Here is a 26,005-nt window from a genome sequence, read left to right as displayed (position 1 = left end):
GCCGATGTGCCGCCACCTGGCGTACCTGGGCGCCGCCGTGCCCGTCGCGAGCCTGCTCTACGACGCACCGCACTCGCTGGAGCACCAGTCCTACGCGCCCGCCGACATGCGGGCCGGTGGAACCGTGAACGTCGACGGCTACGGCGTCGGCTGGTTCCCCGGCCCGGTGCGGTACCGGCGCGCCGGGACGTTGTGGAGCGACCCGAACCTGCGCCAGCTTGCGGCGGGGGAGTCGACGGCGGTCCTGGCGGCGGTGCGGTCGGCGACCACGGGCATGCCGGTGTCGGACGCGGCGTGCGCGCCGTTCACCGACGGCACGTGGCTGTTCAGCCACAACGGCCGCGTCGACGGCTGGCCGCACACCGTCGCGGGCCTCGCGAAGACGCTCGACGTCACCGACCTGCTCACGATGGACGCCCCCACCGACTCGGCTCTGCTGTGGACGGTGCTGAGGCGTCGGCTGGAGACGGGGGAGGAGCCGGCGCGGGCGCTCGCCGAACTCGTGCGGGAGGTCGCGGACGCGGCGCCGAAGTCGCGGCTGAACTTCCTGCTGACGAACGGGAAGGTGCTCGCGGGGACGACGTGGACACACGCCCTGTGGGTGCTGCAGAAGGGCCAGGGCGTGACCATCGCGTCCGAACCGCTCGACGACGACCCGGGCTGGCGGGAGATCCCCGACCGGCACGTGGTCACCGCTGATCCATCCACTGTGGAGGTTCGACCGATATGACCGAGCCGGTGCTGGACGTTCATCTCAAGCCGGAGGACGCCGCACACGCGCTACGTGCCGACGTGCGGGCCGGACTGACCGCGGACCCGAAGTGGGTCTCGCCGAAGTGGTTCTACGACGCCGTCGGCAGCGCGTTGTTCGAGGACATCACGCGGCTGCCCGAGTACTACCCGACCCGTGCCGAACGCGAGGTGCTCGCCTCCCGCGCCGGCGAGATCGCGGCGACCACGGGCGCGCACTCGCTGGTGGAGCTGGGTTCCGGTTCGTCGGAGAAGACCAGGCTGCTGCTCAGCGCGTTGCGGGAGCACGGGACGCTGCGCGAGTTCGTGCCGCAGGACGTGTCGGTGTCGGCGCTCACCGAGGCCGCGCACGCGATCATCGCGGACTACCCGGGCCTGCGCGTGCACGGCGTGGTCGGCGACTTCACGCAGCACCTCGCGCTGCTGCCCGGTGAGTCGCCGCGCGTGGTCGCGTTCCTCGGTGGCACGATCGGCAACCTGATCCCGGAGGAGCGCGAGAAGTTCTTCCGGACGGTGCGCGACGTGCTGGAGCCGGGGGAGTGGCTGCTGCTCGGCACCGACCTGGTGAAGGACGAGCAGACGTTGGTGCGCGCGTACGACGACGCACAGGGCGTGACGGCGGAGTTCAACCGCAACGTGCTGAACGTGCTGAACCGCGAGGTCGGCGGCGACTTCGACGTCGACGCGTTCGAGCACGTGGCGTTGTGGAACGCCGAGCAGGAGTGGATCGAGATGCGCCTGCGGGCGAAGCGGGCGATGACCGTGACGATCGCCGAGCTCGGTCTCACCGTCGAGTTCCGCGAGGGCGAGGAGCTGCGGACCGAGGTGTCGGCCAAGTTCCGCGAGGAGGGCGTGAAGCGGGAGCTGGAGGAGGGCGGATTCGCCCTGCACCGCTGGTGGACCGATTCCGAGGGCAGGTTCGCGGTCTCGCTCGCCCAAGCCGTGTAGGTCAGGTCACAACCCTCCGATAGGCGGGTACACACGGTGCACGCCCGGTGATGGGCTGCAACGATGACTTCCGCATCTACGCGTGCCGTGCGCGTGGCGCTCGCCAGTGCGCTCGCGCTCGGCACCGTCATCACCGGGCTGGGCAGCGCTTCAGCCCAGCCCGAAGCCGCTTCCGCCGCCAGACCCGCGCAATGGGGTCCGTGTGCGGCGGACGTGCTCGCCGAGATCCCCGCGGCCGAGCGCACCAAGGTCAGCTGTGCCGTCCAGGTGGTGCCCGTCGACCACTCGCGCCCGCGCGGGGACTCGACGGGCATCGTCATGATGAAGCGGCCCGCCGGCGACCCGGCGAAGAAGATCGGCTCGCTGTTCATCAACCCAGGTGGCCCCGGTGGCGCCGGCCTGATCTACAGCGCGTACGGCTCCAGCTTCTTCACGCCGGAGATCCTCGAGAAGTTCGACCTCATCGGCTTCGACCCGCGCGGTGTCGGCCGCAGCGCGCCGCTGCGCTGCTTCCGCACGCAGGAGGAGGCCGACGCGGTCAACGTCGGCTGGTACGCGCTGCCGATCACCCAGGACGAGATCGCCAGCTCGATCCGGCAGTCGAAGGCGTACACGGACTACTGCGGGATCAACGCCGGTCCGCTGCTCAACCACATGTCGACCGAGGCCGTCGCACGCGACCTCGACGTCATGCGCGAGGCCGTGGGGGACAGGCAGCTCACGTACGTCGGCTTCTCGTACGGCACGCTGCTCGGCGCGACCTACGCGAACATCTTCCCGTCCAAGTCGCGGGCGCTGGTCCTGGACGGCAACGTCGACCCGCGGCTGCGGCTGACCGACGGCGCGCAGTACGACCGCGAGCGCGCCCGCGGGTTCGAGATCGCGCTGGACGCGATGCTGAAGCGCTGCGACTCCGTGGGGGTCGAGCGGTGTGCGTTCGCCGGTGACGCGCGCAAGAAGTTCGACGCGCTCCGCGACACGCTGCGCAAGGGCCCGACGACGTTGCCCAACGGCACCCAGGTGACGCTGACCGACGTCGTCGGTCGCACGGCGAGCAACCTGTACAGCCCGACCACGTTCAAGGCGCTCACCGCGTGGCTCCAGTCGATCCACGCCGCGCAGAACCCGTCGGCGGCCGCTTTGGGCGTTCAGTCCGTTGTGGACGTCCCGGTGGTGAACAACCTCGGCGGCCGCGCCGACGTGCGGGCGTTGCCGGAGACGCCGTACACGAGCGACGACTCGTACTACGCCGTGAACTGCACCGACAAGCCGTTCGCGCGCACGAACCGCAACTGGGCCTCGACCGCGGACAGGTGGGAGAAGGAGTCGAAGACGTTCGGCCGCTACCAGGCCGCGTCCGACCTGCTCACGTGCCCGACGTGGCCGACGCGCAACCCGGACCGCTGGATCGGGCCGTGGAACAAGAAGACCAAGAACCCGGTCGTCGTGGTCGGCAACTACTACGACCCGGCGACGCAGTACCTGTTCTCGCAGCGCATGGCCAAGCAGCTCGGCAACGCGCGCCTGATCAGCGTCGACTCGTTCGGGCACTGCATCCTCGGTGACTCGGCCGGTGCCGACGCCGCGGTGACCCGCTACCTCGTCGACCTGACCGCTCCGGCCGACGGACAGGTGTTCCAGCCGAACGCGCAACCGTTCTGACCACCGGTGCCCGCCTGTCGCCGGACAACCCGACGATAGGCGGGTACAAACGGTGCACGCTCGGTGATGAGGTGCATCCGTGACGTCATCCTCTTCTTTGCGTGTGGTGCTCGCGAGCGCGCTCGTGCTCGGCACCATCGTCTCCGGTGCGGGTTCGGCCTCGGCCGAGCCCGCACCCTCCGTCAGACCCGCTGCCTGGGGGCAGTGCGCGGCCGACGTGCTCGCCACCCTTCCGTCCACCGTGACGCCCGAGGAACGCGCACGGCTCTCGTGCGCCACGCAGGAAGTGCCCGTCGACCACTCGCGCCCGCGCGGGGAGAAGACCGGCATCGCCATGATGAAGCGCCCCGCCAACGACCCGGCGCGCAAGATCGGTTCGATCTTCCTCAACCCCGGCGGCCCCGGCGGGTCCGGCCTCATCCGCGGCGCCATCGCGAAGAACTACTTCCAGCCCGCGGTGCTGGACCGGTTCGACATCGTCGGCTTCGACCCGCGCGGCGTGGCCCGCAGCGCCCCGATGCGCTGCTTCCGCACCCAGGAGGAGGCCGCCGCCGTCAACGACGGCTGGTTCTCGCTGCCCATCACGCAGGCCGAGATCGCGAGCTCCATCAAGCAGTCCAAGGCCTACACGGACTACTGCAAGATCAACGCCGGTCCGCTGCTCAACCACATGTCGACCGAGGCCGTCGCGCGCGACCTCGACATCATGCGCGAGGCCGTGGGCGACGCCCAGCTCAACTTCGTCGGCTTCTCCTACGGCACCCTGCTGGGCTCGACGTACGCGAACATCTTCCCGTCGCGCACCCGCGCCATGGTGATCGACGGCAACGTGGACCCGCGCCTGCGCCTGACCGACGGCGCGCAGTACGACCGCGAGCGCGCCCGCGGCTTCGAGATCGCCCTCGACGCCATGCTGAAGCGCTGCGACTCCGCCGGTGTGGCCAAGTGCGCGTTCGCCGGTGACGCCCGCGGCAAGTTCGAGGCCCTCAAGGCCGCGCTGGCCAAGGGCCCGGCGACCCTGCCGAACGGCACGCAGGTGACGCTGGCCGACGTCGTGGGCCGCGTGGCGGGCGACCTGTACTCGATCGCCAGGATCGCGCCCCTCGCCGCGTGGTTGCAGAGCGTCCACACGGCGCTGAACCCGTCCCTCGCGACCATGAGCGTCCAGTCCACTGTGGAGCTCGCCGAGCCGCTGAACAACGGCGCCGGCCGCTTCGACGTCGACCCGCTGCCCGACACCCCGTACACGGCGGACGACTCGTACTACGGCGTCAACTGCACCGACAAGCCGTTCTCCCGCACCACCCGCACCTGGGCCGCCACCGCGGCGAAGTGGGAGAAGGAGTCGCCGACGTTCGGCCGCTACCAGGCCGCCTCGGACCTGCTGACGTGTGCGACGTGGCCGACGCGCCACCCGGACCGCTGGATCGGCCCGTGGAACAAGAAGACGAAGAACCCGATCGTCGTGGTCGGCAACTACTACGACCCCGCCACGCAGTACCTCTTCGCGCAGCGCATGGCCAAGCAGCTCGGCAACGCGCGGCTGATCAGCGTGGACGCGTTCGGGCACTGCATCCTGGGCCGCTCGGCCGCGACGGACGCGGCGGTCGCGAAGTACCTGGTGGACCTGGTGGCGCCGGAGGACGGGCAGGTGTTCCAGCCGAACGTTCAGCCGTTCGCCTGATCCCCTCGCCGGAAGCGGTGGCGGTGCTCGCGCAGCGCCGCCACCGCGGTCCACACGAGCGTCACCACCACCAACGCCCAGAACAGCCGGTGGTCGTACACCACCTCGACTCCGGGCAGCCGGGCGCTCATCTCGACCCCGCGCAGCGTCTCGTAGCTCTCCTGACCCGTGTACCAGCCGGGCTGGGAGCCACAGCGCGCACCGGGTTGCGCGCACAGGTCCTCCAGGCCCCTCAACTCCTGGACCGGCGCGTGCACGTACGCGGTCAGCGCCGCGAGCGAACCGATTCCCAGCACCGCCCACCAGCGGACCTTCACGACAGCACGCTCCGCACGATCAGCACCACCGCGCTCGCCCCCGACACGACCAGCGTCGGCGTCCGCATCCCGTTGCCGTCGAGCCTCGTCCGCAACGGCCCGGACAGCAGGAACCCGGCCACCAGGAACGGGATCAGCAGCACGCCGCTCCACAGCTGGTGCGCCGTCACGTTGCCGGTGGCGCCCAGCCCGGCGAGCGAGGCGCCCGAGCCGAGCACGAAGAACGCCGCCAGCGTCGCCCGCACCTGCGGCCCGGCCTGGTTCTGGTAGAGCAACGCGACCATCGGCCCGCCGATCGACGTGGCCGTACCGAACGAGCCGCTCGCCACGCCCGCCGTGACCAGTGACGGCGGTGTCGGGTGCGGGCGCCAGGACGTGATCGACAGCAGCACGCACGCCAGCACCGCGGCCCCGACGACGATGCCGAAGCTACGCGGGTCGAGCGCGTTGACGATCCAGATGCCGACGGCCGTGCCCGGCAGGCGGCCGAGCATCGCCCAGCCGACGCCGCGCCAGTCGACGTGGCCGAACTCCCTGGCGAGCGACATCATCGCGTGCGCGCAGGCGATGACCAGGACCGGAACCGGGACCAGTGCCGGGTCCAGCAGGGCGAGCAGCGGCACGGCGATCAGCGCCAAGCCGAAGCCGATCAACCCCTGCAGCAATCCTCCGCACGCGACGACCAGGCCCGCGACCGCCAGCAACCCCCAGGACATGGTTAGCAAGGCTACACATCGGTGTCCGAGGTTTTCAGGCGGTCGCAGGCAGCCCGAAGCCCGGGAACAGGGTGAGGTCGAAGAACGACGACACGCGCGTGATCCGGCCTTGCCCGATCTCCAGCACCTGGAGGTTGAACGGGCGGAACACGCCGTCCTCGGCCCGCAGGTAGAGGCCGAAGGCGGGCTGGCCGCCGGCCTCGGTGGCGATCATCCTGGCGCCGTGCGGGACCGCCGGGCACTGGTTCTCGAGGTGCCACGCGACCATCGCCGGGCCGCGGTAGAACTGCGGGAACGGCGGCATCTCCCAGACGACGTCCTCCGCGAACATGCCGATGATCGCCGGGATGTCCTTGGCCTCGAACGCTTTCACCCACCGGTCGAGCAACGCCTTGGCGTCCGCCGGTTCGACGACCTCGTCCTCGGTGAGGTCCTTGAGCTGCGCGTGCGCTCGTTGCAGCGCGCTGTTGACGGCCGCGACCGTCATCTCCAGCTCGTCGGCGGTCTCGGCGGCGCTCAGCCTCAGGACGTCGCGCAGGACGAGCACGGCGCGTTGCCGTGGCGGCAGGTGTTGCAGTGCCGCGACGAACGCCAGCCGCGTCGACTCGCGTTCGGTGACGATCGCGGCCGGGTCCGTCGGGAACGGCTCCAGCCACGGGACCTCGTGGTCCTGCGTGAGCGGGTCGGTCTCGGTGGCGCTCTCCGTGCCGAGCCCGAACGGCAAGGGGCGCTTGGCCTTGCCGTCCAGCGCGGTGAGGCAGGCGTTCGTCGCGATCCGGTACAGCCAGGTGCGCACGGACGACCGGCCCTCGAACCTGTCGTACGCCTTCCACGCCCGCAGGTACGTCTCCTGCACCAGGTCCTCGGCGTCGTGCAGCGAGCCGAGCATCCGGTAGCAGTGCGCGAGGAGCTCGCGCCGGAACGGGTCCGCGGCGGTCTCGAAGTCCACTGTCATGCCTGCGCTCCGATCGACTTCTGCAGCCGGGTGATGAGCGTACCCACGTGGTCCCTGAGCCGTTGCGGTTCCAGGATCTCGAAGTCGAGGTCCAGGTACAGCAGGTAGAACACGATCCGGTCGAGCGCCTCGGCGCCCGTGCGCATCAGGCAGGACGTGTCGTCGACCGGTTCCAGCGACACCGACATCGGCGACGTGCGTTCGGCGACGACCTGCAGCGGCGCGTGGATCCTCAGCACGGCCTGGTAGGTGTAGACGTTGGACGAGATCTGCCGGGAGACGAACTCCCCCAACGACTCCGCGGGCGGTTCGCGCGGTGTGAAGCGCGCGGCGAGGGTCGGGTGGCCGGTGATCCGGTCCACCCGGAACGTTCGCCAGTCCTCTTTGGACACGTCCCACGCGACGAGGTACCAGCGGCGGCCGGTGTGCACGAGACCCTGCGGTTCGGCGAGCCGTTTCGCGGGTTCGCCGTGCGTCGAGGCGTAGGTGAACCGCAGCTGCTGGTGGTCGCGGCAGGCGGCGGCGATGATCGTGAGCGTCTCCGGGTCGACCGTCGGGCCGGCCGCCGTCAGAGGAGTGGTGTGCGTCTGGAGCGCCTGCACGCGACGGCGAAGCCGGGACGGCAGAACCTGTTCGAGCTTCGTGAGAGCGCGCACCGACGTCTCCTCGATGCCCGCGATGCTGCCGTTCGCCGCCGTGCGGAGCCCGACCGCGACGGCGACCGCCTCGTCGTCGTCGAGCAGCAGCGGCGGCAGTTCCGCGCCCGCGCCGAGCTGGTACCCGCCGGTCGCGCCGGGCAGCGACGTGACGGGGTAACCGAGGCTGCGCAACTTGTCGACGTCGCGGCGGATCGTGCGCACGTCCACGCTCAGCCTGTCCGCGAGCTCCGGGCCCGTCCAGTCCCGCCGCACCTGCAACAGGGACAGCAGCTTCAGCAGCCGTGCGGACGTCTCCAGCATGTGACGGATTCTAGATTCCATTGCGGACAACGGCCTGCGGTGGCTAGGGTTGCCGTCATGACTGCCGGGTCGGCCTTGTGCCGTGAGCGGAACGGTTGCCCGGCCCTGACTTGATCAGGGCCCCTCCACCCCCGCGCCTGTCCACTTCTGGGACAAGCGCACGGGAGAGGAGGTGATGCGCAATGCTTCCCAACGTTGGTGATGTCTTCTCGGGGAAGGTCGTCTCGACCGTTCCCTTCGGTTCCTTCGTCGAGCACCCCGCCGGTGCACACGGGCTCCTGCACGGCCGCCAGGCCGAGGTCGGTGCCTCGGTGCAGGTGAAGGTGCTCGCGGTGGACGTCGAGCAGCAGCGTTTCAGCCTGGAGCTGGCGTGACGTGAGTGCCCGGGCAGAGGCGCCCTGCCCGGGCCTGCTCACGGCCTGCGGTACTCCGCGCACTCGCTGACCAGGCGGTCGTACAGGGTCTTGCGGTGCCCGTCCTCGGCGGGTGCCGGCCCGAGCGCGTCCGCCGGACTCGTCACGTCGTGCAGCAGCCGGTACAACACGACATCCGTTGCGGTGTATAGCCAATCGTCCGCCCGCCCAGGTGGCGCGGCGGGTCCCATCGCGTTCTCGAACCACGCCGGGAACAGCAGGTCGTTCGCCACCGCGTCCTCGATGCGCGCGCGGATCTGCTGACGCGTGCGCTTGATGGCCTCGTTGCCGGCCGACTTGGCAGCGGTGTCCTTGGCGTGCGTGTCGTCGTCCGGCACCTCGGGCCTGTGTTTGTCCGTGATCGCATGCCACTGCTTGTAGTGCTTGCGCCACAACGATTCCGCGTTGGCGGGCAGGTGCGTCAACGACTCGGCGGCCTCGATCGCCTCGTGCGCCCTCCGGTCGTACTCGGCGATGGCCTTGCGCGTGTCCTTGGCCTCCTGAGGCGTGAAGGTCTTGCGCGAGTAGGCCTCCTGGCCCTGGAAGATCTTGGCCAGTTCCTTCTTCTCGATCTCCGGCCAGTTCCCGAAGTCGGCCTTGCGCGTCTCGCCGGCCCGGACCTTCCGGTTGAGCGCCACCAGGAGCCGTTCCAGCCGGTGCACGCTCTCGGCCAGTTCGGTGACCCGGTCGTTCGTCCTGCCGAGCTTGCGGGTGGTGTCCTTGAGCTGGTTCGACAGCCCGAGCTGCTCGTGCGCCGCGTCGGTCTGGGCGTTCTCGAGGCGGGAGTCCAGCGCCTTCAGGTCCTTGCCGAGGCGCTCGACCTTGCCTTCCAACGCCTTGACCGGGTCGATGTTCACCGTTGCGTCCTCCAGGCCCACCAGGCGATGCCCGCCGCGGTGATGAGTGTCGCCCAGCCGTGGAGCAGCGGGGTCAGGAGGGTGGCGGCGAGGGCCGCGGTGATGACGGTCGTGCGGGCCCGGGGCTCCCACAGCCGGCGCCCGGCGGGATCCACGAGGACCGAGGCGGCCGTGGCCACCGCGACGAGCAGGGACAGCAGCGACCAGGCGTCGAACCACCCGACGGCGACGATCAGGGCCGCGGCCGTGGTCCCCGCGGCGATCGCGCGGTTCGGGGTGGTGAGCCGGGCCGCCTCGACGTCCCTGCGGGCCTGCATCACCGCTTCCACCTCGTCGTTCGTGGTGGTGAGGAGGGCGGGGAAGTCGGGGCTGCCGGGGCCGGCCGCTTGGAGGGCTCGCAGGGCTGTTCGCAGGGACTGCTGGCGGTCGGCCAGGCGGGCGAACGGATCGGCTGCCATGCCCCGAAATCGTGATCAAGGGTCGGGGGTGGGGCTAGGGGGTGGGAGGGGAGTTGGTCCGGTTGCCGACGAACTTCCCTCGCTCGGCCTAGTGGGGGTGGGCTGGTTTGCGGGGCGCGGCTTGTGCGGGTGGTTGTTTTGCGGGCGGCCTGGTCGCCTTGCGTGCTTCCCCTGGGGCTCTGCCCCAGACCCCGGCAATCTGATCAGGGGGTAGCGCCGCGGGCAGGTTGATGGCACGCCTGCTGCTTTGGGCGGCTGCCTGTTGCGTTGAGGGTTGCGGTGGCGGTGGGGTCCCATCCCAAGCCGCACCAAGAGCGGGCCACACCTGAGGGGTGGGGTCAAGTCGACGAAAAGCGTGTCGACTTGACCCCACCCCTCAGGTGCAGCAAGAGCTGTGGCGCGACTCGTGATGGGACCCCACCGCCGGTACCTCTTTGCTGAAGACGGCTCGCCTGCGGCATCGCGGCAATCGTCCGGCTCGCCTTCGGCGTCGCGGCCATCAGGTGCTCCACCCGAGCCTGCTCCGCTTGTTGCCGCCCGCTCACCCCACTCCGCGCTCTCCCACCCCAGGCGCGCGCGGCTCGCCGTCACGACTTCCTGCGGGCCTCCGGAGGCCACACCACCTCGATCGGCACGCCCGAGGCGCGGGCCTGCTCCACCACGTCCGCCGTGCCGCCCTTCCCCTGCGCCGGCACGCCGTCCCACACCGCCACCAGCACCTCGACGGAGGCGAGCATGCGTTCGTTGGCGGCCACGTAGGCCAGGCGGCCGCTCGACATGTGCGGCAGGACGCTGACCACCGTGGCGGCGGCGCGCAGTTCGTCGTAGTCGGCCACCTGGTGTGGTTTCAGGCGGTCGCGGTAGTCCAGGGCCGGGAGGACCACCTCCACCTCGCCGCCCAGTTCCAGGACGGCTCTGGCGAAGATCTGGTCGGCGCCCGGTGCGAGGCACGTCACGCCCACCAGGGTGCCGCCCAGGGACCTGAGGGTTTCGGTGATCGCCGCCTGGACCGCCGGGACGCACTCGGGGACCAGGTTGGTGTGGCCGGTGATGCCTACGCGCATCACGCTGTCCGGATCGCTCTGATCGCGTCCCTCGTGTCCTGCACGGCGGGGATGTGGCGGTGTCGTGCCGCCTCCTTCGCGAAGTCCTCCAGTTTGCGCAGGACGCGTCCCGAGGAGAGCTTCGCCGCCGTCGGCAGGACTTCGTTGATCAAGCCGCACGCTGCCTCCGGGTCTCCCGCGACCATTTTGGTGCGCGCCAGTCCGATCACGTCGAAGGCGCGGTTGCGCACCTTGGACGGGTCACGCAGTTCCAGGGCCCGCCGGATGTGTTGTTCGGCGAAGACGGCCTGGGTGGGGTCGTGCATCGCGAGGTCGCGGCAGCGGGCGCCGATGACGCCCTCCAGTTCGGCCTCGTCAAAGCTGTGGAGGTAGCGCGGCTCGTTGTCCGCGTCCCGCTGGGCGAAGCTGTCCTGCGCCATGCCCACTGCCTGGTGGAACTCGCGGGTCTTGCCCATGCTCGCGTAGGCCCAGGCCTCACGGGTGAGGAGCAGCGCCTTCAACGTCGGCGTGCCGGTGCGGCGGGTGCCGTACTGGCCGAGTTGGACGAGCTCCAAGCCGTCTTCGGGACGGCCCAGGTCGAACATCTGCCTGGCCATGGCGGCGAGGCAGAGAGCCGCGAAGCCGTCGTTGTGGCCCGCCTTCGCCATGCGGACGGCCAGCACGTAGTAGCGCTGGGCCGCGTTGTGCAGCCCCGCGTCGAACGACATGCTCGCCGCCACCTTCGACAGTTCGGCGCCGATGAAGAACGCGCGTTCCGTCGTCGGGCCGGACGGGGCCCTGCCCAGGCGTTCGGCCAGCTCGTCGAGCTGACCCAGGACCGCCTTGCGGGCGAGGCCGTAACCGCCGCGTCCGCCCCAGCCGCGCAGGCCGTCGGCGACGCGTTGCAACGCGAAGAGCTCCTCCTCGCTGATCGCCGAGTGCGACGACCACTTCGACAGGTTCTGCAGGGGGTGCAACCACCGCTGCAGCGGCTCGACCAGTGCCGACCCCACCGTCACCGCGGCGGCTCCGGTGAGCGCCGCTCGTCTGCTGATCGCCAAGTCGCTCCTCGCCGTCTCCTCGACCGAACGGGCAATGCTCGTCGCCTCCCAGGGGGCGGCGAGCACGTCTGGCGGGCCCGAATCGGGGGAGCCCACCTGAGCTGGGATGACGACTCGGTCGAACCACAGTCGTTCGCCAGGTACACCGAGCACTTGCGCGAAGTGGCGCAGCCGGTCGAGGCGGTCGATCTGGTTCTCGCCCGACTCGTAACGAGAGAGCTGCGCCTGGCTGATGCCGAGCCACCCCGCCATGCGGTCCTGGGTGACGCGGCTCAAGTGCTGGGGGTGGTGCCGGTACGCCGAGATCAGCGCACCCATGTCGCGGTCAGTGCACGCGGCGGCGATCGCGGGGAGGTCCCAGAAGTCGGGCGGGACCTCAGGTGGTCCGTGCACGTCCGCGCGAGCGTTGCGGCGGCACCGGTGACACAGCCGATCGGGGTTGTCGGCGGCGATGAACGCCCCGCAAGGGCAAGCGCGTCTGGATGTGGGTCTCGCTGCATCCATCGGCCTCGCCCCCGTCACTGAGCGTTTCTCCAGTGTACGGAGGTGTGATCGTCAGTCCATCCATCTCATGCATAAGACGTAATGGATTCGCGTGTCGCAGTGCCGGCGCCCCCGTGCGGCGGATGAGCTTCATACGCGTGATGCATGAGCCGCATGCATCACGCGAGTGGTGTTGGCGGGAACTGAGAAGGACCCTGCACAACGTCAGGCTGCGGGTCGATCCCCGTGGCCGTGGCCAGTGCCACCCACCAACGGGGAGGACAACCGCCGATGAGCCTCACGACCGCGGAGACCGGTACCGGGAATGCCGGGATCCCACAGAACAGAGGACACGCCCGCGCGATCGGCGAGGCCGTCGCCGGCTACCGGTTGCTCGGCTGGCAGGTGAGCGTCACCGAGCAGGGCGTGTTCCTGCCCCTGGGCCCCGCCACGACCGCACTGGCGATGCCGGCGCGGATCGGGTCGCGCGTCCTGGCCGATCTGAAGTCGCGCATGCTCGCCGGGCCGGTCACGGTCATCCCCGGCCCCCGCGAACACTGGATCTTCCTCGCCGAGCTCGTGGCGCTGCTGCCCACGCACCTGAAGGCGCCGCCGGAGGTCCAGTTCGTGCGCTCGCCGCACCGGATCGCGCTCCCGCCCACGATGACCAGGTACGGATCGCTGCGGTGGGCGAACCCGCCGTCGCACTCGCGGCACTGGTTCCCGCCGTTCACGGCCGTGCTCGCACTGGCCCGGACGGCCGCCGCGGAGGACCAGCGCCGATAATCGGCGTTCGTGGATCGTCGAACAGTGTTGTTGTGCGGGCTCGCCGCCGCTCTGAGCGCCTGCGGTGAGCCCGCTCCTCGCAAGACGGGCGGTGTCGGCACCGCCCGGCCGGGGGACCGGGTCGTCGCGGTGGCCTCGGTGCCGGAGAAGTCCGGACTGCTCGTGGACATGCCCGGAAACGCCCAGCTGCTGGTCGTGCAACCTCGATCGGGTGAATTCCGCGCTTTCAACCCCGCGTGCCCGCACGTCGGTTCGTTGGTGAACCCCCCTGCCGGTGGCGCGATCACGTGCCCTTTGCACGGGAGCACTTTCGACCCGTCGACGGGGGAAGTCCGCAAAGGACCTGCGACTTCCGGGTTGACCGAGGTCGCGATCTCCCGTTCGGGTGACGATTTGGTGCTCGCCTGAGACCTGTGCATTTGCTGTGCATCGTGCGTCTCGCTGAACTTCAGCCGATCTGTTCGCGTAATGCTGTGGTGTGAGCCCGAACACCCACCACCACGGAGGACCGGTCGTGAACACCGAAAGCTCGGTCAGCAGGCGGGCGGCGCTGTGCGGAATCGCGGTCGCCCTCGCTGTGCCCAGCGGACTCGTGACGGCGTGCAGTTCGACCCCGACCGGTTCCGGCGGTTCCACCCCCACCCAGGGCGGTTCGACGCCCACGGGTTCGACGGGGTCGGCCGGGACCAGCGGGACCGCGCTGGTCGCGCTGGCCGACGTGCCGGAAGGCGGCGGAGCGGTCGTCGACGCCCCCGGCGGCAAGAAGATCGTCGTCGCGCGCATTTCCGCGACCGAGGTGAAGGCGTACGACGCGACCTGCCCGCACCAGGGTTCGATGGTCGCGGAGCCGTCCGGCGGCACCATCACCTGCCCTTCGCACGGAAGTCAGTTCGGTGCTTCTGACGGCGCCGTGAAGAAGGGGCCGGCGACCACCGGGCTGAAGGCGGTCGCGGTGAAGGTCGACGGCGACCAGGTGGTCCTGACCTGACCCTTTCTGTTTTTGTCGGACCGCGTCGATAGTCTGGGCGGCGTGGCAGATCCCTCGACGTACCGCCCCGCGGTGGGCACGATTCCTGAGGCTCCCGGCGTCTACAAGTTCCGCGACGCCGGTGGCCGGGTCGTGTACGTCGGCAAGGCGAAGAGCTTGCGCAGCAGGCTGAACTCGTACTTCGCGGATCTGGCGGGCCTGCACCCGCGCACGCGCCAGATGGTGACGACGGCGGCCTCCGTCGAGTGGACGGTCGTCACCACCGAGGTCGAGGCGCTGCAGCTCGAGTACAACTGGATCAAGGAGTTCGACCCGCGCTTCAACGTCCGGTACCGCGACGACAAGTCGTACCCGGTGCTGGCCGTGACGCTGCACGAGGACTACCCGCGGCTGCACGTGTACCGGGGCCCGCGCAAGAAGGGCGTGCGCTACTTCGGTCCGTTCGCCCACGCGTGGGCCATCCGCGAGACGCTCGACCTGCTGCTGCGGGTGTTCCCCGCGCGCACGTGCTCGGCGGGCGTTTTAAAGCGGCACAACCAGATCGGCCGCCCGTGCCTGCTCGGGTACATCGACAAGTGCTCGGCGCCGTGCGTGGGCAAGGTGTCGGCTGAGGAGCACCGCGACATCGTGCTCGACTTCTGCGACTTCCTGGCGGGCAAGACCGACCACATGGTCCGCCGCCTCGAACGCGAGATGCTGCAGGCGTCGGAGGAGCTGGAGTTCGAACGCGCGGCCCGTCTCCGCGACGACCTGGGGGCGCTGCGCCGCGCGATGGAGAAGCAGGCCGTCGTGCTGGGCGACGGCACGGACGCCGACGTGATGGCGTTCGCGCAGGACGAGCTCGAGGTCTCGGTCCAGGTGTTCCACGTGCGCGGCGGCCGGGTGCGCGGCCAGCGCGGCTGGGTGCTCGACAAGGTGGAGGCGGTCGACGACGGCGCGATCGTCGACCAGTTCATCATGCAGTTCTACGGCGACAACACGGAGAGCACACCGCGCGAGGTGCTCGTGCCGGTGCTGCCCGACGACGCGCAGGCGCTGGAAGACCTGCTGTCCGAACAACGGGGTTCCCGCGTCGCCCTGCGCGTCCCGCAAAGGGGCGACAAGCGCGCGTTGATGGAGACGGTGGCGCGCAACGCCTCCGAAGCCTTCGCACAGCACAAGCTCCGCCGCGCCGGCGACCTGACGGCGCGTTCGGCGGCGTTGCAGGAGATCCAGGACGCGCTGGCGCTGGACACGGCGCCGCTGCGCATCGAGTGCATCGACATCAGCCACGTCCAGGGCACCGACGTGGTGGCCTCGCTGGTCGTCTTCGAGGACGGTCTGGCCCGCAAGTCCGAGTACCGCCGCTTCGCCATCCGCGAGGCGGCCACCGAGGGCGATGTCGCGTCGATCGCCGAGGTCGTCCGCCGCCGCTTCCAGGCGATGCTGCGCGAGACCGCGTCCGGCGGCCCCAACCCGGGCATCGACCCGGACACGGGCAAGCCCCGCAAGTTCGCCTACCCGCCCAACCTCCTGGTGGTCGACGGCGCGGGCCCTCAAGCCGCCGCGGCCTCCGACGTCCTCGCGGAGCTGGGCATCACCGACGTCGCGGTGGTGGGCCTGGCGAAGAGGCTGGAAGAGGTCTGGGTGCCCGGAGAGGCCGACCCGGTGATCCTGCCGCGCACGAGCGATGCCCTGTACCTGCTGCAGCGCGTCCGCGACGAGGCCCACCGCTTCGCCATCGCCTACCACCGCCAGAAGCGCTCGAAGCGCATGACCACCTCGGAGCTCGACGAGGTCCCCGGCCTCGGCGAGACGCGCAAAGCCGCGCTGCTCAAGCACTTCGGCTCGGTGAAGAAGCTGCGACAGGCCACAGTGGACGAGATCAGCGGTGTGCCGGGCGTGGGCCGCCGCACGGCCGAGGCGGTGGTGGCGACGCTGGCGTCGTCGGGCGGGAAGGCCTGATGGGGCACGTGGTCGGGCGCGGGGCCCGCGGCGGATCCGCGGCGGCTGGCTCGGCGGTGGTTGGCTGGGCGGCGGCTGGCTCGCCTGTGGTTGGTTCGGCGGCGGCTGGCTTGCCTGCGGTTGGTTCGGCGGTGGCTGGCTCGCCCTCAGTTGGCTTGCCTGCGGTCGGTTCGGTGTCGGTCGGCTCTATGGTGGCCGGCTTGCCTGCGGTCGGCTTGCCTTCGGTCGGTTCGGCGGTGGCCGGCTCGCTTGCGGTTGGTTCGGCGGTGGCCGGCTCGCCCTCAGTTGGCTTGCCTGCGGTTGGCTCGGCGTCGGTCGTCTCGCCTGTGGTCGCCTCGGCCGCAGCGCGGAAGGCCGTGCCGTCGCGGCCCGTTCCCACCCCAGCCGAGCTGTGGGTGCCGCCGGTCGGAGGAGAACCTCGATCCGGTTCCTCGTTCACCGCGGCGAACGTCCCCCGCGCCACCCGTCCCGCCGCTCCAGCCCCGTGCCCGGACACCCCGGCTCCGGATTCCGGACGCGTTCTGCCTCCCACACCTCGTGCGCGGACCTCGGCGCCGGTCGTCGGCCGCGACCGACCCGACCGACCCGACCGACCCGACCGGCCACCGCACGGCGCTCCCACCCGCCCCACCGGTCACGCCCACCCTGCACACAGCCCGCGGACGGGGTGAGGATCGCCACGACGCGCCCGTCTCAACTGCCCAACCTGCCGCACGGCGCAGCCGTTCCAAGGGAGACTCGGGAAGGGCGCGTCCAGCCGAGTGGCGTGGCCCACCACCGAGCAGACCCAAACGAGAGCGCCTCAGTCGTGCTCATGAACAGGTAACGGAGTCGTAGTCGTGAACGCGGAGAAGTCCGGCATCGAAGTCGCCGTGGTGACCGGGCTGTCCGGTGCGGGCCGCAGCACCGCGGCCAAGTGCCTGGAGGACCTCGGCTGGTTCGTCGTCGACAACCTGCCCCCCGAACTCATCGCCACCATGGTCGAGCTCGGCGCCCAGGCGCGCGGGGCCATCACCAGGGTCGCCGTCGTGATGGACGTGCGCAGCCGCGCGTTCACCGAGGACCTGGCCGCCATCATCAAGGACCTCGACGCGCGCGGGTACAAGCCGCGCGTGCTCTTCCTCGAGGCCACGGACGCCGTGCTGATCCGGCGGTTCGAGGCGGTGCGCCGCGGTCACCCGATGCAGGGGGACGGGCGGCTGCAGGACGGCATCGAGGCCGAGCGGATCCTGCTCACGCCGCTCAAGCAGGAGGCGGACCTCGTGCTCGACACGAGTGCGCTCTCCATCCACCAGCTGCGGGCCAAGATCGAGGACACGTTCGGCACCGAGGCCGCGACGAGGACGCGGGTCACCGTGCTGAGCTTCGGCTACAAGTACGGGCTGCCGATGGACGCCGACCTCGTCATGGACGTGCGGTTCCTGCCCAACCCGTTCTGGATCCCCGAGCTGCGCGAGCAGACGGGTCTGGATGGTGAGGTGCGCAACTACGTGCTGTCCCAGGAGGGCGCCGACGAGTTCCTTGACCGGTACCACGAACTCCTGAGGCTCATCGGGGCCGGGTACCGGCGTGAGGGCAAGCGCTACCTGACGCTCGCGATCGGCTGCACCGGCGGCAAGCACCGCAGTGTGGCCCTGAGCGAAGAGCTGGCCGCGCGGCTGGCGAGCGAGGACGGCATGGCCGTGAAGGTCGTGCACAGGGATCTGGGACGTGAGTGACGAAGTTGAAAGCTGTTGCTTTGGGCGGCGGGCACGGGCTGCACGCGACGCTGACCGCGCTGAGGAAGGTCACCGACGACGTGACGGCCGTGGTGACCGTCGCGGACGACGGGGGTTCGTCGGGGCGCCTGCGGCGTGAGTTGCAGGACCTGCTGCCGCCGGGTGACCTGCGCAAGGCGATGGCGGCGCTGGCGGGCGAGGACGAGGCCAGCCAGCGCTGGACGTCGCTGTTCAAGCACAGGTTCGGCGGCACGGGGGCCCTCGCCGGGCACGCGGTCGGCAACCTGGTGATCGCCGGGCTGCTCGAGCAGCTCGGCGACCCGGTCGCGGTGCTCGACCTGACGAGCAGGCTGCTCGGCGTCCGGGGCCGGGTGCTGCCGATGTCGAACGACCCGCTCGACATCGAGGCCGACGTCATGGGCCTCGACGAGGACGTCACGGACGTGCGGCGCATCCGGGGCCAGGTCGCCATCGCGACCACCCCCGGACTCGTGCAGCGCATCCGGCTGACTGCCCCGAACGGGCGACCTGCCGGCTGTCCGGAAGCAGTACAGGCTGTACTTGAAGCTGATCTTGTGTTACTCGGGCCCGGATCGTGGTTCACCAGCGTGTTGCCGCATCTGCTGGTGCCCGAACTGCACGACGCGCTCGTGCGCACGCGGGCCAAGAAGGTTCTGGTGCTGAATCTCGTCCCCCAACCGGGTGAAACCGCTGGTTTCTCTCCGGAGCGGCATTTGGACGTAGTCTGCGAACACGCACCCGAGCTGAAGGTGGACGCGGTGATCGCCGACGTCGACTCGGTCCCCACCCCGGACCGGCTGACGCGAGCCGCCTCGGCACTGGGCGCGCGTACGCATCTGGCGAAGATCGCCGCACCGGACGCCGCTGAAAGGCATGATCCGGAGGCGCTCGCCGGTTGCCTGAGGCAAGTGGTCGAGGAGACCGGAGTGGGAGGGACAGGCCCGTGGCGATGACGTCGGCGGTCAAGGACGAGCTGAGCAGGCTCGCGGTATCCAAGACCTGTTGCCGCCGCGCGGAGGTGTCCTCCCTGCTCAGGTTCGCCGGCGGCCTGCACATCGTGTCCGGCCGGGTCGTCGTCGAGGCGGAGCTCGACCTCGGATCGGCGGCCCGCAGGCTGCTCAAGGAGATCCAGGCGCTCTACGGCCACCACGCCGAGGTCTTCACCATCCAGTCGAACGGCCTGCGCAAGGGCACCCGTTACGTCGTGCGCGTGGTCAAGGACGGCGAGGGTCTGGCGCGCCAGACCGGCCTGCTCGACCCGCGCGGCCGCCCGGTGCGAGGCCTGCCCGCCCCGGTCGTGTCCGGCGGCGTGTGCGACGCCGAAGCCGCGTGGCGCGGCGCCTTCCTGGCACACGGCTCCCTGACCGAACCGGGCCGCAGCTCGTCGCTCGAGATCACCTGCCCCGGCCCGGAGGCGGCACTGGCCCTGGTCGGCGCGGCCCGCAGGATGGGCATCTCGTCGAAGTCGCGCGAGGTCCGCGGCGCCGAGCGAGTGGTGATAAGGGACGGCGACGCCATCGGCGCGATGCTGACCAAGCTGGGCGCGCACGACAGCGTCATGGCGTGGGAAGAGCGCCGCATGCGCCGCGAGGTCCGCGCCACCGCGAACCGCCTGGCGAACTTCGACGACGCGAACCTCCGCCGCTCGGCCCGTGCCGCGGTGGCGGCGGCCGCGCGGGTGGCGCGCGCGTTGGAGATCCTCGGCCCGGAGGCACCGGACCACCTGGCCGCCGCGGGCCAGCTGCGGCTCGCGCACCGGCAGGCGTCGCTGGAGGAGCTCGGGCAGCTGTCCGACCCGCAGATGACCAAGGACGCCGTCGCCGGCCGTATAAGGCGTCTGCTGGCCATGGCGGACAAGCGGGCCAAGGACCTGGGGCTGCCGGACACGGAGTCCGCGGTGACGGCGGACATGCTCGAAGCCGAGGTGTGACGGGCGCGGACTGAGGCGGGCGCGGTGGCGGAAGCCGCGCCTTCGCACTTCAAGCCGTACGTCCTGAACGAGCTCTACGAACCCTCCGGCGTCTGCCGCCCCGCCCACACGGCGAGCTGTGCCCGCGACCGCAGCCCCAGCTTCGACCGGGCGTGCGTGACGTGCCGCGCCACGGTGTGCGGTGAGATGCCCAGCCGTTGCCCGATCTGCCGGTTGGTCAGCCCCTCCGCCACCAGCGTCGCCACGTGCAGTTCGCGGGCCGAGACCACGCCGCCGGTGTCGGCGAGCGGTTGTGCGGTCAGCGCGTAGGAGATGGCCTGTGCCAACGACATGCGCTCGCCCGTCGACTCGGCGGCGCGCAGGCGGGCCGCGCTCAGCCTGTCGCGGCAGACCTCACGGGCGTCGTCCAGCAGGGCCTGCCAGTACGGCTCCGCGCGGAAGTCGTAACGGGTGCGGACCAGCGCCGCGGCCGTGAGCAACGAGAGGGCGCGCTCGTCGTCGGAGCCCACGCCCAGCAGGCCCAGTGCCAGGCCTTCCAGGTCGTAGTACTGGTCGAGGGGGTGCTCCGAACCGACCTCCAGGCCCTCGCGGAACACCTCGACGGCCTCGGCGTGGTCCTTGCGCGCCAACGCGATCGCGCCCGCGGTGTGCAGGACCGGGTTGAGCATGTGCGGCAGGCCTGCCAGGCGGATGAGCGTCAGGGCCTCGCGGACCAGTGGTGCCGCGCGGTCGGCGAAGCCGTGTTGCAGCAGGGTCCAGCCGTAGGAGTTCAGGAGGATGGCCCTGGCCAGTTTGTCGTCCGGGTCGTGCAGCAGCGTGGCGGCCTCGTCGAACAGGCGCCAGGCCGCGGACGGGTCGCCGGTGTGGGCCTCGGCGGAGGCGAGGACCTCCAGGGCGCGGGCCGTGGTGCCGGGGCGGCGGCCGTCGGCGCGTTCGATCGCCAGCGACTCCTCGGCGAACCGGCGGGTCGCGTGCCAGCCGCCGCGTGTCCGGTGGTGCATCGCCGCCAGCACCGCGAGGACGCTGCGGTACTCCGGCGGCAGGTGCTGCGACAGCGCGCGGTGCAGCAGTTCGGTGGGGGCGCCGCGGGGGCCGCGCGGGGTGGACGTCCAGGCCATCGCGACGATCGCCAGTGCGTGGCGGGACCAGTCGCCGGTCTCCGCGGTCCTGGTCGCGGCCAGGGCGAGCAGGCCCACGTTCCGGTCCAGGCGCAGCACGACGGGCGGGGACGGGAAGAACGACGAGATCTCCGGCTCCACGAGCGAACACACCCACTCGACCACACGGTCGGCCACGAGAGAGATGTCGCCGTACGCGATGGCGCGTTCGTGGCAGTAGAGGCGGACGGATTCGAGCTGGCGGAACGTCGTGTGGCCGCCGACGCGGTCGACCACCAGCAGCGACTTCTGTTCGAGGCTGCTCAGCAGCTCCAGGGCGTCGGGGACGCCGCACACCGCGCTCGCCACCCCGAGGTCGAACGGCACGCCCAGCACCGCGAGCCGGCGGGACGCGGCCTGCTCGTCCTCGGTCAGCAGGTCGTAGCTCCAGCCGATCGCGGTCCGCAGCGTGCGGTGCCGGTCGTCGGCGGCGCGCGGCCCGGTCAGCAACGCGAGGCGGTCGCCCAGGCGGGCGAGGACGTCGGCGGGGGACAGGACGGTGATGCGCCGCGCGGCCAGTTCGATGGCCAGCGGCATGCCGTCGAGCGAACGGCACACCGCGACGACGTCGGCGACGTTGGACGCGTCCACCTCGAACGAGCGGTCCACCGACGCGGCGCGGTCGCGGAACAGCGCCACGGCGTCGTGCCGCAGGGCCTCGGCGAGGTCGGCGTCCGCGGGCGGCAGGTCCAGCTCACCGACCGCGAAGACCCGCTCCCCGGCGAGGCGCAGGGGCTCCCGCGACGTCACCAGGACGCGCAGCCGCGGGCACCGGGCCAGCAGCTCCGCCACGACGCCGGCGACGTCGGCCAGCAGGTGCTCGCAGTTGTCGAGCACGAGCAACGGCCGCCGGTGCCGCTCGACCTCGGCGACCACCGCGTCGCGCGCGGAGTGCTGCGGCACCGGGTGCGCGCCGACCGCGGCGTGGATCGCCTGCACGGCGTCGGACGCGGGCGCCAACGCCGTCCACCACGTCTGATCAGCGCGTCTGCTCACGTGCTGGAGCGCGAGCCGGGTCTTGCCCGCTCCCGCCGGGCCGACCAGCGACACGAGGCGGTCGCCGTCGTGGCGGGCGAGCGCGGCGAGTTCCTCCCGCCGGCCCACGAAGCTGTCGAGGGGTGCGGGCAGGGGCGAGACGGGCGCGGCGGTCTCGTCACGGGCGGAGGTGCGTTCGCGGTAGGCGCGCTGACGGCACGCGTTCGAGCAGTAGCGCCGGCCCGCAACCGCCTCGGCGAGCGGGTTTCCACACGTCACGCATGTGGCACCGGCCGTCATGACCTCGACCGTACCGGGTGCGTAACGGGCTGTAACACCCGCTGTTTCGGGGTATTGAAGCCGCCTCCCGGCCGTGGGGACGATCGGGGGATGACAGCGCAGAGCAGACCGCAGGACCCGATCGTGCCTCCCCAGGACCGCCCCGTGGTGGACGAGTGGCTCGCGCGCATCGCGGCCGTCGTCGGACGCGACGCGCAGGACACCGGTCCGGAGGCTTGCCGGACCGCCGCGGAGGCGGCAGAGGAACTGAGCGCGTACCTCTGGATGCTCCGCGCCCTCCGCCGCCGAACGGCCTAATCAGGGGCCATATTTCTGGCTCGATCAAGAGATACGCACTATCCCTGTGACCAGGGACGCAGTTCGGCAGATAGGGTGGGCTTGTTCCTGCCAAAGCTGAACGCAAGGAGTCAGTCGTGACGGTTCGTGTAGGTGTCAACGGTTTCGGTCGGATCGGGCGCAACTTCTTCCGCGCCGTGAGGGCCGGCGGCCACGACATCGAGATCGTCGCGTTCAACGACCTCGGTGACGTCGCCACGATGGCGCACCTGCTGAAGTACGACAGCATCCTCGGTCGTCTGGACGCCGACGTGCAGGTCACCGACGAGGGCATCTCCGTCGACGGCAAGGTCATCAAGGCCCTCGCCGAGCGCGACCCGGGCAAGCTGCCCTGGAAGGACCTCGGCGTCGACGTCGTCGTCGAGTCGACCGGCTTCTTCACCGACGCCACCAAGGCCCGCTCGCACGTCGACGAGGGTGGCGCCAAGAAGGTCATCATCTCCGCGCCGGCCAAGAACGAGGACCTGACGGTCGTCATCGGCGCCAACGAGGAGAAGCTCGACGGGTCGCAGACGATCATCTCGAACGCGTCCTGCACCACGAACTGCCTCGCGCCGCTGGCCAAGGTCCTCAACGACAGCTTCGGCATCGAGCAGGGCCTCATGACCACGATCCACGCGTACACGCAGGACCAGAACCTGCAGGACGCGCCGCACAGCGACCTCCGCCGTGCCCGCGCCGCCGCGCTGAACATCGTCCCGACCTCGACGGGTGCCGCGAAGGCCATCGGCCTGGTGCTGCCGGAGCTCAAGGGCAAGCTCGACGGCTACGCGCTGCGCGTGCCGATCCCCACCGGCTCGGCCACCGACCTGACCGTCACGCTCAAGCGCGAGGTCACCGTCGAGGAGGTCAACGCCGCGTACCAGGCCGCCGCCGAGGGCCCGCTGGCCGGCATCCTCAAGTACTCGACGGACCCGATCGTGTCGGCCGACATCGTCACCGACCCGCACTCGTGCATCTACGACGCGCCGCTGACCAAGGTCATCGGCAACCAGGTCAAGGTCGTCGGCTGGTACGACAACGAGTGGGGCTACTCCAACCGCCTCGCGGACCTGGTCAAGCTCGTCGCCTCCAAGATCTGAGCAGGGGCGGACAGTCAGTGAAGACTCTCAGCGACCTGCTCGCCGAGGGTGTCGCGGGTCGGCGCGTCCTGGTGCGCGCCGACCTGAACGTCCCCCTCGACGGAGACAAGATCACCGACGACGGCCGCGTGCGCGCGTCGGTGCCGACGATCAAGGCACTGGCCGACGCCGGTGCCCGCGTGATCGTCACCGCTCACCTCGGCCGCCCCAAGGGCGAGCCGGACCCCAAGTTCTCCCTGGCCCCGGCCGCCGCTCGCCTCGGTGAGCTGCTCGGCACCGAGGTCCCGCTCGCCTCCGACCTCGTCGGCCCGTCCGCCACGTCCGTGGTCGGCGCGCTCACCGACGGCGGCGTCGCGATGCTGGAGAACGTCCGCTTCGACGCCCGCGAGACCTCGAAGGTCGACGCCGAGCGCGCGGAGCTCGCGGACGAGCTGGCCTCGTTCGCGGACGCGTTCGTGTCCGACGGCTTCGGCGTGGTGCACCGCAAGCAGGCCTCGGTCTACGACGTGGCGCAGAAGCTGCCCGCCTACGTCGGCGGTCTCGTCGAGGCCGAGCTGAAGGTCCTCAAGAAGCTCACCGACGACCTGGAGCGCCCGTACGTCGTGGTGCTCGGCGGCGCGAAGGTGTCCGACAAGCTCGGCGTCATCGCGAACCTGCTGTCCAAGGTCGACAAGCTGCTCATCGGTGGCGGCATGGCGTACACGTTCCTCAAGGCCCAGGGCCACGAGGTCGGCACGTCGCTGCTGCAGGAGGACCAGCTCGACCAGGTCAAGGGCTTCCTCGAGGAGGCCGACAAGCGCGGCGTCGAGCTCGTGCTGCCGGTCGACGTGCTGGTCACGGCCGAGTTCGGCAACGTCGAGCACGACGTCGTCGGCACCGACGCGATCCCCGCGGACAAGATGGGCCTCGACATCGGCCCGAAGTCGCGCGAGCTGTTCGCCTCGAAGCTCGCCGACGCCAAGACGGTGTTCTGGAACGGCCCGATGGGCGTCTTCGAGATCGAGACCTACTCCGGCGGCACCCGTGCCGTCGCCGAGGCCCTCGTGAAGTCCGACGCGTTCACCGTCGTCGGTGGCGGCGACTCGGCGGCCGCGGTGCGCGCGCTGGGCCTGCCCGAGGACGGCTTCTCGCACATCTCCACCGGTGGTGGCGCGTCCCTGGAGTTCCTGGAGGGCAAGGAACTCCCCGGCATCAGCGTTTTGGAGTCCTGATGGCAGCCCGGCTCCCGCTCATCGCGGGCAACTGGAAGATGAACCTCAACCACCTCGAGGCGATCGGCCTCGTGCAGAAGATCGCCTTCTCCCTGCCGGAGAAGTACTTCGCCAAGGTCGAGGTGGCGGTCCTCCCGCCGTTCGTGGACATCCGCAGCATCCAGACGCTGGTCGACGGCGACAAGCTGCTGATCAAGTACGGCGCGCAGGACATCTCGCAGCACGACTCCGGTGCCTACACCGGTGAGGTCTCCGGCCCGATGATCGCGAAGCTCGGCTGCCACTACGTGGTCGTCGGGCACTCCGAGCGCCGCGAGTACCACGGCGAGACGGACGCCATCGTCAACGCCAAGGTCAAGGCGGCGCTGAAGGTCGACGTCACCCCGATCTTCTGCTTCGGCGAGAAGCTCGACGTGCGCGAGGCCAAGGGCCACCTGGAGCTGGTGCGCCAGCAGCTGGAGGACGGCCTGAAGGGCTTCTCCGCCGAGCAGGTCGCCAAGATCGTGTTCGCCTACGAGCCCGTGTGGGCCATCGGCACCGGCAAGACCGCGTCGTCCGCGGACGCGCAGGAGGTCTGCTCGGCCGTCCGGTCGTTCGTGGCGGAGAAGTACGGCGAGGAGACCGCCGCTGTCGTGCGCGTGCTGTACGGCGGTTCGGTGAAGTCGTCGAACATCGGTGAACTGATCCAGCAGAAGGACATCGACGGCGCTCTCGTCGGCGGTGCCAGCCTGCAGGCCGACGAGTTCACCAAGCTGTGCGCTCTGGCTGCCGGCGGGCCGCTGCCCTAAGTTGACCACGTGCTCCGGCCACCCGCCCGGCCCGCTGTTCCGATGCACCGCTGAGCGCCGGACACGGGGGCTAAAGTGGGTGGCCGCTGCACGTACTCCCTAATCCCACTGGTTGCACACGTTCGGCAGTCGAACAGGTACTCTATGGCGTCGGCTGCCTGACAGCGAGGAAGAAATGATCCTGTTCCTGCAGATCCTGTTGATCGTCTCCAGCGTGCTGCTGGTGCTGCTCGTGCTCTTGCACCGCGGCCGTGGTGGCGGCCTTTCTTCGCTGTTCGGCGGCGGTATGCAGTCGAGTCTGTCCGGTTCCTCCGTTGTCGAGAAGAACCTCGACCGCCTGACGCTCTTCGTCGGCGCGATCTGGGTCATCGCCATCGTGGGCATCGGGCTGCTGATCAAGCTCCCCGGAGCCTGATCTTCCGTTCAGCGGCAGAAGCCCTCAGGGGCTTGGGGTAACCACTTG

At 70.5% G+C, this 26,005-nt stretch carries 26 protein-coding genes; 17 read left to right on the top strand and 9 right to left on the bottom strand.

Annotated features, from left to right (window positions below; translation table 11 throughout):
• The first annotated feature begins 4 nt into the window (after positions 1–4).
• The 4 genes from egtC to BMY74_RS09495 all read left to right on the top strand — a co-directional run bounded on the left by egtC (position 5) and on the right by BMY74_RS09495 (position 5,044).
• Positions 5–730 (top strand): ergothioneine biosynthesis protein EgtC, encoded by a 726-nt coding sequence (egtC, locus tag BMY74_RS09510; RefSeq protein ID WP_089912998.1) that lies wholly within the window; start codon positions 5–7, stop codon positions 728–730.
• A complete protein-coding gene (egtD, locus tag BMY74_RS09505) occupies positions 727–1,698 on the top strand; it encodes an L-histidine N(alpha)-methyltransferase (RefSeq protein ID WP_089912994.1) in 972 nt (323 codons plus the stop codon). The genes egtC and egtD overlap by 4 nt, the downstream gene beginning before the upstream one ends.
• A 63-nt stretch (positions 1,699–1,761) precedes the next feature.
• Positions 1,762–3,360, top strand: coding sequence for an alpha/beta hydrolase (locus BMY74_RS09500; protein WP_089912991.1), 1,599 nt, complete (start codon positions 1,762–1,764; stop codon positions 3,358–3,360).
• 79 nt (positions 3,361–3,439) lie between these two features.
• Positions 3,440–5,044: an alpha/beta hydrolase gene (locus tag BMY74_RS09495; protein ID WP_245786002.1), complete on the top strand. Its 1,605-nt coding sequence runs from the start codon at positions 3,440–3,442 to the stop codon at positions 5,042–5,044.
• On the opposite strand, the gene BMY74_RS09490 is transcribed toward BMY74_RS09495, so the two are convergent.
• The 4 genes from BMY74_RS09490 to BMY74_RS09475 are packed head-to-tail and all read right to left on the bottom strand — an operon-like array spanning position 5,029 to position 7,991.
• Positions 5,029–5,361, bottom strand: coding sequence for a hypothetical protein (locus BMY74_RS09490; RefSeq protein ID WP_089912987.1), 333 nt, complete (start codon positions 5,359–5,361; stop codon positions 5,029–5,031). The two genes, BMY74_RS09495 and BMY74_RS09490, sit on opposite strands and share 16 nt — an antisense overlap.
• Positions 5,358–6,077 (bottom strand): sulfite exporter TauE/SafE family protein, encoded by a 720-nt coding sequence (locus tag BMY74_RS09485; protein ID WP_089912985.1) that lies wholly within the window; start codon positions 6,075–6,077, stop codon positions 5,358–5,360. Before BMY74_RS09485 ends, BMY74_RS09490 begins: the two co-directional genes overlap by 4 nt.
• Positions 6,078–6,111: 34 nt before the next feature.
• The gene (locus BMY74_RS09480; protein WP_089912982.1) at positions 6,112–7,032 is read right to left on the bottom strand and encodes a sigma-70 family RNA polymerase sigma factor; all 921 of its coding nucleotides are present in this window, start codon (positions 7,030–7,032) and stop codon (positions 6,112–6,114) included.
• Entirely contained in the window at positions 7,029–7,991 is a 963-nt protein-coding gene (locus tag BMY74_RS09475) for a helix-turn-helix transcriptional regulator (protein WP_089912979.1), read from the bottom strand. The genes BMY74_RS09480 and BMY74_RS09475 overlap by 4 nt, the downstream gene beginning before the upstream one ends.
• A 182-nt stretch (positions 7,992–8,173) precedes the next feature.
• Here BMY74_RS09475 and BMY74_RS09470 point away from each other — a divergent pair, with 182 nt between their 5' ends.
• Positions 8,174–8,365 (top strand): S1 RNA-binding domain-containing protein, encoded by a 192-nt coding sequence (locus BMY74_RS09470; protein ID WP_089912976.1) that lies wholly within the window; start codon positions 8,174–8,176, stop codon positions 8,363–8,365.
• A 38-nt stretch (positions 8,366–8,403) separates the two neighbouring features.
• Here BMY74_RS09470 and BMY74_RS45685 read toward each other — a convergent pair whose 3' ends face one another.
• The 4 genes from BMY74_RS45685 to BMY74_RS09450 form a co-directional block, all read right to left on the bottom strand.
• Positions 8,404–9,261, bottom strand: coding sequence for a hypothetical protein (locus BMY74_RS45685; RefSeq protein ID WP_218159585.1), 858 nt, complete (start codon positions 9,259–9,261; stop codon positions 8,404–8,406).
• Positions 9,258–9,719 (bottom strand): hypothetical protein, encoded by a 462-nt coding sequence (locus BMY74_RS09460; RefSeq protein WP_089912973.1) that lies wholly within the window; start codon positions 9,717–9,719, stop codon positions 9,258–9,260. Before BMY74_RS09460 ends, BMY74_RS45685 begins: the two co-directional genes overlap by 4 nt.
• Positions 9,720–10,306: 587 nt before the next feature.
• Positions 10,307–10,783: a hypothetical protein gene (locus tag BMY74_RS09455; RefSeq protein WP_089912971.1), complete on the bottom strand. Its 477-nt coding sequence runs from the start codon at positions 10,781–10,783 to the stop codon at positions 10,307–10,309.
• Positions 10,783–12,216, bottom strand: a complete 1,434-nt coding sequence (locus tag BMY74_RS09450) for a helix-turn-helix domain-containing protein (protein ID WP_245786001.1) — start codon at positions 12,214–12,216, stop codon at positions 10,783–10,785. The genes BMY74_RS09455 and BMY74_RS09450 overlap by 1 nt, the downstream gene beginning before the upstream one ends.
• A 381-nt stretch (positions 12,217–12,597) precedes the next feature.
• Here BMY74_RS09450 and BMY74_RS09445 point away from each other — a divergent pair, with 381 nt between their 5' ends.
• The 7 genes from BMY74_RS09445 to whiA all read left to right on the top strand — a co-directional run bounded on the left by BMY74_RS09445 (position 12,598) and on the right by whiA (position 19,693).
• Positions 12,598–13,092 carry a hypothetical protein gene (locus BMY74_RS09445; protein ID WP_089912965.1) on the top strand — a complete coding sequence of 165 codons (495 nt, stop codon included), beginning with the start codon at positions 12,598–12,600 and terminating at the stop codon, positions 13,090–13,092.
• Between the two features lie 9 nt (positions 13,093–13,101).
• The gene (locus BMY74_RS09440) at positions 13,102–13,500 is read left to right on the top strand and encodes a Rieske (2Fe-2S) protein (protein WP_089912962.1); all 399 of its coding nucleotides are present in this window, start codon (positions 13,102–13,104) and stop codon (positions 13,498–13,500) included.
• 106 nt (positions 13,501–13,606) lie between these two features.
• Positions 13,607–14,080 carry a Rieske (2Fe-2S) protein gene (locus tag BMY74_RS09435; RefSeq protein ID WP_218159584.1) on the top strand — a complete coding sequence of 158 codons (474 nt, stop codon included), beginning with the start codon at positions 13,607–13,609 and terminating at the stop codon, positions 14,078–14,080.
• 42 nt (positions 14,081–14,122) lie between these two features.
• Positions 14,123–16,024: an excinuclease ABC subunit UvrC gene (gene uvrC / locus BMY74_RS09430; protein WP_089912956.1), complete on the top strand. Its 1,902-nt coding sequence runs from the start codon at positions 14,123–14,125 to the stop codon at positions 16,022–16,024.
• Between the two features lie 860 nt (positions 16,025–16,884).
• A complete protein-coding gene (rapZ, locus tag BMY74_RS09420; RefSeq protein ID WP_176960186.1) occupies positions 16,885–17,742 on the top strand; it encodes an RNase adapter RapZ in 858 nt (285 codons plus the stop codon).
• Positions 17,743–17,747: 5 nt separating this feature from the next.
• On the top strand, positions 17,748–18,716 hold the full coding sequence (locus BMY74_RS09415; protein ID WP_089914187.1) for a gluconeogenesis factor YvcK family protein: 969 nt from the start codon (positions 17,748–17,750) through the stop codon (positions 18,714–18,716).
• Positions 18,707–19,693 carry a DNA-binding protein WhiA gene (gene whiA, locus BMY74_RS09410; RefSeq protein WP_089912944.1) on the top strand — a complete coding sequence of 329 codons (987 nt, stop codon included), beginning with the start codon at positions 18,707–18,709 and terminating at the stop codon, positions 19,691–19,693. Before BMY74_RS09415 ends, whiA begins: the two co-directional genes overlap by 10 nt.
• Before the next feature lie 74 nt (positions 19,694–19,767).
• On the opposite strand, the gene BMY74_RS09405 is transcribed toward whiA, so the two are convergent.
• Positions 19,768–22,125 (bottom strand): ATP-binding protein, encoded by a 2,358-nt coding sequence (locus tag BMY74_RS09405; protein WP_089912940.1) that lies wholly within the window; start codon positions 22,123–22,125, stop codon positions 19,768–19,770.
• A 90-nt stretch (positions 22,126–22,215) separates the two neighbouring features.
• Here BMY74_RS09405 and BMY74_RS09400 point away from each other — a divergent pair, with 90 nt between their 5' ends.
• From BMY74_RS09400 to secG, 5 genes are all read left to right on the top strand, one after another.
• Complete coding sequence (locus BMY74_RS09400; RefSeq protein WP_089912937.1) at positions 22,216–22,422, top strand: hypothetical protein; 207 nt, start codon at positions 22,216–22,218, stop codon at positions 22,420–22,422.
• Positions 22,423–22,538: 116 nt separating this feature from the next.
• Positions 22,539–23,543 carry a type I glyceraldehyde-3-phosphate dehydrogenase gene (gene gap / locus BMY74_RS09395; RefSeq protein WP_089912934.1) on the top strand — a complete coding sequence of 335 codons (1,005 nt, stop codon included), beginning with the start codon at positions 22,539–22,541 and terminating at the stop codon, positions 23,541–23,543.
• Between the two features lie 17 nt (positions 23,544–23,560).
• Positions 23,561–24,754: a phosphoglycerate kinase gene (locus BMY74_RS09390; RefSeq protein WP_177229657.1), complete on the top strand. Its 1,194-nt coding sequence runs from the start codon at positions 23,561–23,563 to the stop codon at positions 24,752–24,754.
• On the top strand, positions 24,754–25,542 hold the full coding sequence (gene tpiA, locus BMY74_RS09385; protein WP_089912931.1) for a triose-phosphate isomerase: 789 nt from the start codon (positions 24,754–24,756) through the stop codon (positions 25,540–25,542). The genes BMY74_RS09390 and tpiA overlap by 1 nt, the downstream gene beginning before the upstream one ends.
• A 175-nt stretch (positions 25,543–25,717) precedes the next feature.
• Entirely contained in the window at positions 25,718–25,957 is a 240-nt protein-coding gene (gene secG, locus BMY74_RS09380) for a preprotein translocase subunit SecG (RefSeq protein WP_030478109.1), read from the top strand.
• Positions 25,958–26,005 lie beyond the last annotated feature (48 nt).

Source organism: Lentzea albida, from assembly GCF_900111005.1.
Taxonomy (GTDB): domain Bacteria; phylum Actinomycetota; class Actinomycetes; order Mycobacteriales; family Pseudonocardiaceae; genus Lentzea; species Lentzea albida.
This window is presented reverse-complemented; position numbering and strand designations above follow the sequence as displayed.

Bases quoted from the DNA above. Each gene is read 5' to 3' on its own strand.
- egtC (WP_089912998.1), top strand. From the start codon at position 5: ATGTGCCGCCACCTGGCGTACCTGGGCGCCGCCGTGCCCGTCGCGAGC.
- egtD (WP_089912994.1), top strand. From the start codon at position 727: ATGACCGAGCCGGTGCTGGACGTTCATCTCAAGCCGGAGGACGCCGCA.
- BMY74_RS09500 (WP_089912991.1), top strand. From the start codon at position 1,762: ATGACTTCCGCATCTACGCGTGCCGTGCGCGTGGCGCTCGCCAGTGCG.
- BMY74_RS09485 (WP_089912985.1), bottom strand. From the start codon at position 6,077: ATGTCCTGGGGGTTGCTGGCGGTCGCGGGCCTGGTCGTCGCGTGCGGA.
- BMY74_RS09480 (WP_089912982.1), bottom strand. From the start codon at position 7,032: ATGACAGTGGACTTCGAGACCGCCGCGGACCCGTTCCGGCGCGAGCTC.
- BMY74_RS09475 (WP_089912979.1), bottom strand. From the start codon at position 7,991: ATGCTGGAGACGTCCGCACGGCTGCTGAAGCTGCTGTCCCTGTTGCAG.
- BMY74_RS09470 (WP_089912976.1), top strand. From the start codon at position 8,174: ATGCTTCCCAACGTTGGTGATGTCTTCTCGGGGAAGGTCGTCTCGACC.
- BMY74_RS09460 (WP_089912973.1), bottom strand. From the start codon at position 9,719: ATGGCAGCCGATCCGTTCGCCCGCCTGGCCGACCGCCAGCAGTCCCTG.
- BMY74_RS09455 (WP_089912971.1), bottom strand. From the start codon at position 10,783: ATGCGCGTAGGCATCACCGGCCACACCAACCTGGTCCCCGAGTGCGTC.
- BMY74_RS09445 (WP_089912965.1), top strand. From the start codon at position 12,598: ATGAGCCTCACGACCGCGGAGACCGGTACCGGGAATGCCGGGATCCCA.
- BMY74_RS09405 (WP_089912940.1), bottom strand. From the start codon at position 22,125: ATGACGGCCGGTGCCACATGCGTGACGTGTGGAAACCCGCTCGCCGAG.
- BMY74_RS09400 (WP_089912937.1), top strand. From the start codon at position 22,216: ATGACAGCGCAGAGCAGACCGCAGGACCCGATCGTGCCTCCCCAGGAC.
- tpiA (WP_089912931.1), top strand. From the start codon at position 24,754: ATGGCAGCCCGGCTCCCGCTCATCGCGGGCAACTGGAAGATGAACCTC.
- secG (WP_030478109.1), top strand. From the start codon at position 25,718: ATGATCCTGTTCCTGCAGATCCTGTTGATCGTCTCCAGCGTGCTGCTG.